A 6,719-nucleotide genomic window follows, 5' to 3' on the forward strand; every position below is an offset into this window, starting at 1 on the left:
AAAGGTGATGGAACGGGCGCTCAAGGAAGCGCGGACCAACACCAAGAAGCTGTGGATATCGTTCGACGTCGATGTGCTGGACCCCGCTTTCATGCCCGGCACCGGCACGCCGGTTCCCGGTGGCCTGACCATGCGCGAGGCGCAGCCGATCATGCGGCGGTTCTGCGCCGAGAATGACATTGCCGGCATCGATATCGTCGAAGTCGCGCCCTATCTCGACACCAGCTACAAGACCGCGCTCAACAGCAATTATCTGCTGAACGCCTGTCTGGCAGGCATCGCGATGCGCAAGAAAGGCCTGCCGCCCGGCTATTTCAACCCGGTATCGGTCGAACATGGCCAGGACGAATATTACGGGCCGAAGAAGAAAAGCTGAAAAATCTTGACGGTCGTCCAGTTTGATATGGCGGATTGTCATCGGGCCATACGTCATTTGGGCAATGGCGCTGCCTTGGCACCCGCTTAGGCTCTGGGTCGACGCGGACAGGGATCGCGTAAAGGGGGACATAGGGTGAAGCGGACAACGGTCTCGAAATTCGGCTTGCTGGCCCTGTTCTCCGCGTCGGTCGTCTTTGCCCAGGCGGATGGCGGGCCGGACGGCGTGGCGATGAAGGAAAGCGATCCGGGCATTCCGGTCACTGATCCGCTGGTCCAGGAAAAATGCGGCACCTGCCACGCGCCCGACGACAAGGGGAATATGTCGCGGATCAGCTGGGTGCGGACCACGCCCGAAGGCTGGGCGCAGGTGATCAAGCGGATGGTGCGCCTGAACGGCCTGCCGATCACACCCGAAGAATCCCGCGCCGTGGTCAAGTCGCTGTCCGCCTCGCACGGCCTCGCCCCGCAGGAGGCGTTGCCGGTCATGTATCTCGCCGAAAAGCGTACAATCGACGAAACCAACATCCCCAATGAAACGATGCGCGGTGCCTGCGCTGTCTGCCACAGCTTTGCCCAGCCCCTGTCCTGGCGTCGGTCCAAGACGGAATGGAAGTCGCTGCAGGATCTGCACGTCGCCATGTATTCGCAGGCCGACGCCCAATATCGCCGCCTGGCCGAGGATAGCGAACAGCCTGCGGGCCGCGACCCCAAGGACAAGATGCTGCGCGGCGAATATGCGCTGGGCTATATGGCGAAGGCCGCGCCGCTGCACACGCCCGAATGGGCGGCCTGGCGGTCGCGCCAGAGCGTGCCGCGCCTGGCGGGCGAATGGCTGGTCATGGCCTCAGCGCCAGGGCAGGGGCGTTTCGTGGGCGCGTTCAGCGTCAAGCCCGGCAAGAGTGCCGACGAGTTCGTGACCAGCAGCACGCTCAAGTCGCTGACCAATGGTGGCACCGTCAGCCGCAGCGGTATCGGCATCGTCTATGCCGGCTATAGCTGGCGTGGCTCATCCAAGGGGGCGGCCGCCGCAGGCAAGCCCGACGATCTCGCCAGCGCCGCCCGCGAAACCATGTGGTTCGCCCCCGATCAGCAAAGCGCACAAGGTCGCTGGTATTGGGGCGATTATCAGGAATTCGGCCTCGACGTGAAACTGATCCGCGCTACCGCCGCGCCCGCCGTGCTGGCGGTCGTGCCGGGGCCGGTCAAGGCCGGAACCAAGGGCGCGCAGTTCCGCATAATAGGCCATAACATGTCCGCTTCGCTGTCGGCTTCCGACATCGACCTGGGCGCAGGCGTCACCGCAACGAAGATCGTTTCGGCAAGTCCGCAGGAATTGGTCGTGACCGCCGATGTCGCTGCGAACGCGCCATCGGGGCAGCGCGATGTCGCGATCGGCGGCGCGGTGCTGGAAAAGGCCTATCCGGTCTACAGCAAGATCGACTATATCAAGGTGACCCCCGAAACCGCCGTGTCGCGCCTGGGCGGGATCAAATTTCCCAAAGGCTATGCCCAGTTCGAAGCGATCGGCTTCGAAAATGGCATGGATGGGAAGCAGGGGACGCCGGATGACATTGCGGTCGGGCCGGTCGATGTCACCTGGTCGACGCAGGAATTCCTCGCCGTCTATTATGACGACGACGCCAAATATGTCGGCGCGCTCAGTCCCGCCGCTTTGTTCACCCCCAATGTCGAAGGGCCGAACCCCGAACGCCGCTTTGGTCGCAACAATTATGGCGACGTCTGGGTCGTCGCGACGGCCAAGAGCGAGAAGGACAAGTTCGGCAAGCCGATGAGTGCGCGCGCCTATATGGTGGTGACCGTGCCCGCCTATCAGAAATGGGATCAACCGGAGGTGTCGCAATGACCGTGATGCAGGCACCCACCTATCGCCGGGCGGAATATCATGGCTTCGATGCAGGCGGCAGCGACTTCGTCTATCTGGTGAGCGCGGGCGCGATCTTCGAGATCGACGCGGATGTCCGCGCGGTGCTCGACCGGCTCGATGGGCAGGAACTGACCCACGCCATGCTGGTGCGCGAACTGGTGAGCGAAGGGCGGGCGCAGGAGGAAGCCGACGGGCTGGTGCGCGAATTGCGGCAGGCGCGGCTCATTCATCTCGGCCATGGCATGCCGGTGGCGGAAGTGCCGCAAGCGCCACCCGCCGATTTCCCGCTGCAGGCGCTGGTCCTCAACGTCACCAACCAGTGCAACCTCGCCTGCACCTATTGCTATGAGTTTGGCGCAGACAAGATCGCGACGCCTGCGGGCAAGCCCAAATATATGACGCTGGATACCGCCAAGGCGTCGGTCGACCTGCTGATCGCCGAGGCGGTCGGGCGCAAGGCGGTGCATATCACCTTCTTCGGCGGCGAAACGCTGATGAACTTCAAGCTGCTGCGCGACGTCGTCGAGTACGCCAATGCAGCGACCGCAGCGGCGGGGAAGGCGATCACCTATAGCCTGACGACCAATGCGACGCTGCTGACGCCGGAGATCGTCACCTTCCTGTCGGACAATCGGGTCGGCGTGACCGTCAGCATGGACGGCCCGCCGGAATTGCAGGACAAGCATCGCGTCTACAAGAATGGCAAGGGTAGCTATGCGGTCATCGAACCGCGCCTCCGCACGCTGATCGCGCATCACAAGACCCGCGCCATCACCGCGCGCGTGACGTTGACCGAGGGTGTGACCGATGTGGTCCGCATCTTCCGCCATCTGAAGGATGATCTGGGCTTCCACGAAGTCGGCTTCGCGCCGGTCACGACGGGGGAGGAACGCGCCTATTCGCTCGACGGCAACGGCATGGACAGCGTGCTGGCGCAGTTCAACCTGCTGGCCGAGGAATGGCTCGAATATGCCCTGCGCGGTGAGTCCCACGGCTTCACCAATGTCAGCGAGACGATCAGCGAGCTGATTTCAGGCGTCAACAAATCGCATCCCTGCGGCGCGGGCTTGGGCCTTATGGGGGTCAGCCCATCGGGCGACCTGTCCCCCTGTCACCGCTTCACCGACGCCGACACGCACAGCATGGGCCATGTCTCCAGCGGCATCGACCGGGCCAAGCAGGGCGAGTTCCTAGCCAAGGGGCATGTCGAGGCGAAATATGATTGCCAAAGCTGCTGGGCGCGGCCGCTCTGTGCGGGCGGGTGCCACCATGAGGCGTTCGTGCGCTATGGCGACACGGGCCATGCCAACCTCCATTATTGCGACTGGATACGCCAGTGGACCGACACTTGCCTGCGCATTTACGGCGTGCTGTCGGTGCGTAATCCAGGCTTCCTCGAACGCTTTGCCGAAAGAAAGGGGCTGTCATGAAGCATCTTCGTGCCATCAATAAAAAGGCGCAGCGGATCGACGAGGCCGTGACGCAGATGGAGGCGGCGGTATCCCCCGACGCCGACATGGAGGAGGATGTCGTCGCGCTGCAGCAGGCCCCGCGCCCGCATGTGCCGATGGGTTGCTCGCTCTCTTTCTCGCCCGGCTGGGAAGTCGATGCGGGCGGCGGCACGGCGGGGCTGTGCCAGCCGGTCGAGCGCGACATTTACGACTGCTATGTCACCTGCTTCTGGCCGGTGCAGGTGCCCGACCATGTCAACTACTCCCCCGACTGGGCCAGCAACTGCGCCACCGCCACGAAGGACTGGCGCAGTCTTGATCTCGTTTTTCCATGAGGCGCGCGATGCAGAAATATCGTCTGATGCTGGGCGCTGGCCTGGCCCTGTTGAGCGCCATCCCCGCGTCCGCCGCGACGCTGTTCATGGGCTCCTATCCTGATCGCCTACTGGTGTTCGAAGAGGGCAAGGGCGCAGTCACCGGCACGATCAAACTGGACACGGGTCTTCCGACATCAATGCAATTGTCCGACGATGGCAAGCGCATCTATGTGACCACCATCACCACCAGCGGGATCGAGGTGATCGACACCGCGACGCGCAAGGTGATCAACAAGTTCAGCCTGAACGACGGCACCACCCGCTATCGCTTTTGGGGCGGGGTGCCCGATCCGACCGGGCGCTATTTCTACACCGTCATCTCGAAATTCGAGAAGGGCATAGACCGCTATACCGTCAGCAAGCCCATGTATGGTGTCATCGACCTGAAACTGCAAAAGGTCGTCCGCACCGCCGCGCTGGAAAAAGAGGAAGAGCGGGCCGGGGGACGCGGCGGATACAAGGTGTCGCCCGATGGCAAATATCTCTATTCCTTCGGCGAGAAGATCGTGATCGTCGATCTGGCGACATTGAAGGTCGCCGACCGCATCGACCTCGCCAAACCCGAAGGCATGGGGATGGAGAATATCGGCTTTGGCGGCACGCTCGATGCCGTGCGCTCGTCGGGGCAGTTGGTCGCCCTGTTCAACGCGGCCGACCCCTATGTGCATAACAAGATGTTCGGCATGGCGCGCTTCGACCTGTCCACCCGGCAGTTCGATTTTACCCCGATTGGCCCCGCGCCCGATGCCATGGCGGGATTGCAGGTCACGCCCGACGGCAAACACGCCTATACCGTGGTGACGAACGGGAAGCTCGGCAATAAGCGCTGCGAATTCTGGCATATGGACATGGCCACCAATGCCGTGGTCGATAAGGCGGAGTTTCCTTGCCGCTCGCGCTTCCGGCTGGGCATGTCGATCGATGGAGCCAAGCTCTACATCTATGGCGCGAGCTATGACCTGGAGGTCTATGACGCCAGGACGCTCAAGCATGAGACGACGCTGGACCTTGGCTATGACACGACCGGCGCGGGCATGGTTGCGGTGGAATGACCGACAGGCGCATGATCGTCGGGATAAGGGGCAGCGGGATTGCCGCGACGACATGCGCGTATTTGCTCAAGGCAGCGGGCCTCCGGGTCGCAACCAAGGTCGTTCATCGTCCGCCCGTCCCAACGATCATGCTGAGCGATGCAGCACTGGCGCTGCTGCGCGACATATTTCAGCGGCCTGACCTGTTCGCCGACAGTCCCCGGATCAAGCGCCGTGTGGTGGCCTGGGGCGGCGGCGCACCGGTCGTCGTGCCGCATGGCGCGGCGCTGGCGTCGGAGGACCAGGTGCAGGCTGTGCTGGCGAAGGACAAGCCTGCCCCGGAGGATGGCCCCGTGGATTTCACTATCCACGCTGCGCCGCCGATGCCGGAGGGGGAGACGCATGTCTTCGGCGACCGGCGAGCCGTCGCAGCCAAGGTCGGGCTGCGCGATCCGTCTTGCAGCGAGGAAGGCCGGGTCGAGGCGGTGGCCAGCGGTTGGCTCTTCCTTGTGCCCGCAGGGGCGGGGGAGGGCTGGCTACTGGGCGTGGGCGGATCGCTGGACGATCTGCTCGCCGACAGCCGCCTGATCGCACCGGTGGTCGATGCGGTGGGGGCCGCATCGACGCCGTTCCTCGCCGCGCCGCGCCTGCATTTGCCGTTGTGCGGGGAGGACTGGCTCGCCTGCGGCACGGCGGCGCTGGGCTTCGACCCGATTTGCGGGGACGGAACGGCGCAGTCGGTGCGCGAGGCGATCCTGGCGGCAGCGGTAGTGACCGGCATCGCCGAAGGGCAAGATGCCACCGCGCTTCTGACTCATTATCAATCCATGCTGATCGCGGCGATGCGGCGGCACCTATTGCTGTGCGCCCAATTCTACACGACCGGCGGTACGGGGGATTGGTGGCGGTCGCAACAGGAGGCGCTGTTGGCGGGGCATCGCTGGTGTACCGGGCTTCTCGCGAAGATGCCGGAGCCGGCCTTCCTGCTGGAAGGGACGCGGCTCGTGCCCCGGCAGCAGGCGGCATGAGCGACGGGACGCGTGCGCCGGTAGCGGACTGGGGCGCCTATAAGCGGCTGACCCCCTTCCTGAAACCCTATCGCGGGGCGCTGGTGGTCGTGCTGGCGATCAGCCTTGTGTCGACCATGCTTGGGCTGGCGCAACCTTATCTCTCGAAACTCATGATCGACGAAGCGCTGTTGCGCCGGGACATGGGTGCGCTGGTGAAGATCGCGGCGATCATGATCACGGTCACCATCGCCGGGTTCGCGGTCAATATCCTCGCCAGCTATCGCTATGTCGCGCTGTCGGCGGCGATGCTCTACGACATTCGCGCGGCGCTGTTGCGCCATCTCCAGACGCTCTCGCCGCGCTTTTATGGCAGCTTCCGGCTCGGCGATCTGGTGTCGCGGATGAACAGCGATGTGAGCGATGTGCAGCGGATCGCGTCCGACACTCTGCTATCGGTGGTCAGCAATCTGCTGTTCTTCGTCGGCTGCGTCGCGATGATGCTGTGGCTCGACTGGAAATTGTTTCTGGTGAGCGTCGTGTTGGTACCCGCCAGCCTTGCGACCTTCGCTTATTATCAGCGCCGCCTG

7 protein-coding genes are annotated in these 6,719 nt (G+C 63.7%); all 7 read left to right on the forward strand.

The annotated features are described in order from the left end of the window. Nucleotides 1-376 (forward strand): arginase family protein (locus IL54_RS00680; protein ID WP_193378792.1); only part of this gene is annotated, 376 nt, incomplete at its 5' end. Nucleotides 377-511: 135 nt separating this feature from the next. Beyond that, the gene (gene peaA, locus IL54_RS00685) at nt 512-2,242 is read left to right on the forward strand and encodes a quinohemoprotein amine dehydrogenase subunit alpha (RefSeq protein WP_037472196.1); all 1,731 of its coding nucleotides are present in this window, start codon (nt 512-514) and stop codon (nt 2,240-2,242) included. Continuing rightward, the gene (gene peaB / locus IL54_RS00690) at nt 2,239-3,693 is read left to right on the forward strand and encodes a quinohemoprotein amine dehydrogenase maturation protein (protein WP_037472198.1); all 1,455 of its coding nucleotides are present in this window, start codon (nt 2,239-2,241) and stop codon (nt 3,691-3,693) included. Before peaA ends, peaB begins: the two co-directional genes overlap by 4 nt. Beyond that, the gene (gene qhpC, locus IL54_RS00695; protein WP_037472200.1) at nt 3,690-4,049 is read left to right on the forward strand and encodes a quinohemoprotein amine dehydrogenase subunit gamma; all 360 of its coding nucleotides are present in this window, start codon (nt 3,690-3,692) and stop codon (nt 4,047-4,049) included. The genes peaB and qhpC overlap by 4 nt, the downstream gene beginning before the upstream one ends. An 8-nt stretch (nt 4,050-4,057) precedes the next feature. Then, nucleotides 4,058-5,143, forward strand: coding sequence for a YncE family protein (locus IL54_RS00700; RefSeq protein ID WP_037472504.1), 1,086 nt, complete (start codon nt 4,058-4,060; stop codon nt 5,141-5,143). Beyond that, nucleotides 5,140-6,150 (forward strand): hypothetical protein, encoded by a 1,011-nt coding sequence (locus tag IL54_RS00705; protein WP_037472202.1) that lies wholly within the window; start codon nt 5,140-5,142, stop codon nt 6,148-6,150. The genes IL54_RS00700 and IL54_RS00705 overlap by 4 nt, the downstream gene beginning before the upstream one ends. Continuing rightward, nucleotides 6,147-6,719: ABC transporter transmembrane domain-containing protein (locus IL54_RS22475; RefSeq protein WP_162182181.1), on the forward strand; the 573-nt coding region annotated here is incomplete at its 3' end. The genes IL54_RS00705 and IL54_RS22475, both read left to right, overlap by 4 nt.

The sequence above is a fragment of the Sphingobium sp. ba1 genome, assembly GCF_000743655.1.
Classification (GTDB): domain Bacteria; phylum Pseudomonadota; class Alphaproteobacteria; order Sphingomonadales; family Sphingomonadaceae; genus Sphingobium.